We start from the raw sequence: 3279 nt of genomic DNA, 5'->3' as shown, positions 1-3279 counted from the left end.
CCCTCAAAACTGAATATCGAACTGCTGGCAAATGAAGTACTCTAAGAAAATGGGGTCAAGCCCTCGACCTATTAGTACACGCTAGCTGAACGGATCGCTCCGCTTACACTGTGTGCCTATCAACCTTGTAGTCTTCAAGGGGTCTTACCTGATTGACTCAGTGGGATATCTTATCTTAAGGTCGGCTTCACGCTTAGATGCTTTCAGCGTTTATCCGATCCGAACATAGCTGCCCAGCTGTGCCACTGGCGTGACAACTGGTGCACCAGAGGTTCGTCCATCCCGGTCCTCTCGTACTAGGGACAGCGCCTTTCAAATATCCTGCGCCCACGACAGATAGGGACCGAACTGTCTCACGACGTTCTGAACCCAGCTCGCGTACCGCTTTAATTGGCGAACAGCCAAACCCTTGGGACCGAATACAGCCCCAGGATGCGATGAGCCGACATCGAGGTGCCAAACCTCCCCGTCGATGTGGACTCTTGGGGGAGATCAGCCTGTTATCCCCAGGGTAACTTTTATCCGTTGAGCGATGGCATTTCCACTCACATACCACCGGATCACTAACTCCGACTTTCGTCTCTGCTCGACCCGTCAGTCTCGCAGTCAGGCTGGCTTTTGCGTTTGCACTCTCTGGCATGGTTTCCGTCCATGCTGAGCCAACCTTTGAACGCCTCCGCTACTCTTTAGGAGGCGACCGCCCCAGTCAAACTGCCCACCTAACAATGTCCCCCGCCCTGATTCAAGGGCGCAGGTTAGAATTCCAATGTCGCAAGGATGGTATCCCAACGGCCACTCCACTAAGGCCAAAGCCCTAGCTTCCCAGTGTCCCATCTATCCTGTGCATGCAACACCGAAACCCAATATTAGGCTACAGTAAAGCTCCATGGGGTCTTTCCGTCTTGTCGCGGGTAACCGGCATCTTCACCGGTACTACAATTTCGCCGGGCGGGCTGTTGAGACAGTGCCCAGATCATTACGCCTTTCATGCGGGTCAGAACTTACCTGACAAGGAATTTCGCTACCTTAGGACCGTTATAGTTACGGCCGCCGTTCACTGGGGCTTCAATTCAATGCTTGCACATCTCCTTTTAACCTTCCAGCACCGGGCAGGCGTCAGCTCGTATACGTCATCTTTCGATTTAGCACAAACCTGTGTTTTTGGTAAACAGTTGCCTGGGCCTATTCTCTGCGGCTCACTCTCGTGAGCACCCCTTATTCCGAAGTTACGGGGTCAACTTGCCGAGTTCCTTAACAACCCTTCTCCCGTTGGCCTTAGAATCTTCTTCCTACCTACCTGTGTCGGTTTGCGGTACGGGCACCTTAGATATACACGCAGCTTTTCTCGCCTCTTATTCAGCCAGACTTCGGTACTATATTTCCCTCGATCACTACCGGAACCAACACCCGGCTCTGACCTTCAAAAAGTGTCCCTGCGCTTAAATCTTTCGGTGGGGACGGAATCTCTACCGTCTGTGCATCGGCTACGCCTTGCGGCCTCACCTTAGCTCCCGCCTAACTTGGAGCGGACGAACCTTCCTCCAAAAACCTGAGGCTTTCGGCCATGCAGATTCTCACTGCATTCGCGCTACTCATTCCGGCATTCTCACTTCTGTGCACTCCACGACCGCTTACGCTATCGTTTCTCCGCGCACACAACGCTCCCCTACCCCGCGTCCTAAGACGCAGCCTAAGCTTCGGTTTGTATCTTAGCCCCGTTAAATTTTCGGCGCAGAGACGCTCGACCAGTGAGCTATTACGCACTCTTTGAATGAATGGCTGCTTCTGAGCCAACATCCTGGTTGTCTGCGTATTTCCACATCCTTCTCCACTTAGATACAATTTGGGACCTTAGCTGTAGATCTGGGCTGTTTCCCTTTTGACAATGAGATTTATCTCACACTGTCTGACTCCCATGCATCAATATTCCGGCATTCTTAGTTTGATAGGCTTCGCTACCCTCTCGGGCGCTAGGCCATTCAGTGCTTTACCTCCGGATATCTAACATGAGGCTAGCCCTAAAGCTATTTCGGGGAGAACCAGCTATCTCCGAGTTCGATTGGAATTTCTCCGCTACCCACAATTCATCCGCCGCCTTTTCAACGGAGGTCGGTTCGGCCCTCCATGAAATTTTACTTTCACTTCAGCCTGATCATGGGTAGGTCACCCGGTTTCGGGCCCATTGCACGCTACTATCTCGCCCTATTCAGACTCGCTCTCGCTACGCCTCCAGTCCTTAAGACCTTAAGCTCGCAACGTACAATCGCTCGCCGGACCGTTCTACAAAAAGTACCATATCACCCGTTGACGGGCTCTATGTGCTTGTAGGCACAAGGTTTCAGGTTCTATTTCACTCCCCTCCCGGGGTCCTTTTCACCTTTCCTTCACAGTACTATACGCTATCGGTCACTGGGTAGTATTTAGGGTTGGAGGGTGGTCCCCCCATGTTCCGACCAGGTTTCACGTGTCTGGCCGTACTCTGGATCCTGCGCAGCTGTTCAAGTTTTCATCTACGTGACTCTCACACTCTTCGGTGGGCCTTCCCATGCCCTTCGATTAACCATTCCAGTCCTAAAAGCAGTCCATACCCCGGAAGGATTTCTCCTTCCGGTTTGCCCTCTTCCGCTTTCGCTCGCCACTACTTACGGAATCTCATGTTGATGTCTCTTCCTCGCCCTACTTAGATGTTTCAGTTCAGGCGGTTCCCTCCGTACACCTATGAATTCAGTGCACGGTGACGATGTATGAGCATCGCCGGGTTGCCCCATTCAGATATCCCTGGATCAAAGGATGTTTGCTCCTCCCCAAGGCTTTTCGCAGCTTACCACGTCTTTCATCGGCTCCCAGTGCCAAGGCATTCTCCTTGCGCCCTTTCTAGCTTGACCGTTTTCCTTAGATTGATTCTCCATTTGCCAACAAGATTTTACCGCTTGGTGAAATTATAGTTTTTATAATTTTACTTGGGTAATAACATTTCTGTTATCTTGTTTCGCAGTTCTATATTCAGTTTTCAAGGTACATACCGGGTAGCAAGCTACCCTGCATAAGGTTTTTGGGACGCCCCGTCACCGGGACATCCGGTGGTGGGCTGAAATGGACTCGAACCATCGACCTCTCGGTTATCAGCCGAGTGCTCTAACCAGCTGAGCTATCAGCCCGGATGGTGGAGATAAAGGGATTCGAACCCTTGACCCCCTGCTTGCAAAGCAGGTGCTCTCCCAACTGAGCTATACCCCCGCGCTTTCCAGCGTTTCGGGTTTCGCTGCCCTTATGCTGAAG

General features: G+C 51.8%; 2 tRNA genes and 1 rRNA gene. All 3 read right to left on the bottom strand.

Annotation, left to right across the window (positions count from 1 at the left end):
* Window positions 1-51 precede the first annotated feature (51 nt).
* The 3 genes from H6B15_RS15090 to H6B15_RS15080 all read right to left on the bottom strand — a co-directional run bounded on the left by H6B15_RS15090 (window position 52) and on the right by H6B15_RS15080 (window position 3237).
* A 23S ribosomal RNA gene (locus H6B15_RS15090) occupies window positions 52-2885 on the bottom strand.
* Window positions 2886-3081: 196 nt separating this feature from the next.
* Window positions 3082-3158, bottom strand: a tRNA-Ile gene (locus H6B15_RS15085).
* Between the two features lie 3 nt (window positions 3159-3161).
* Window positions 3162-3237 (bottom strand) — tRNA-Ala (locus H6B15_RS15080).
* Window positions 3238-3279: the final 42 nt, after the last annotated feature.

The sequence above is a fragment of the Gemmiger formicilis genome (genome assembly GCF_016900095.1).
In the GTDB taxonomy this organism is placed as follows: domain Bacteria; phylum Bacillota; class Clostridia; order Oscillospirales; family Ruminococcaceae; genus Gemmiger; species Gemmiger formicilis_A.
The sequence above is the reverse complement of the archived record's forward strand: the minus strand, read 5'-3'. Positions and strand labels throughout refer to the sequence as shown.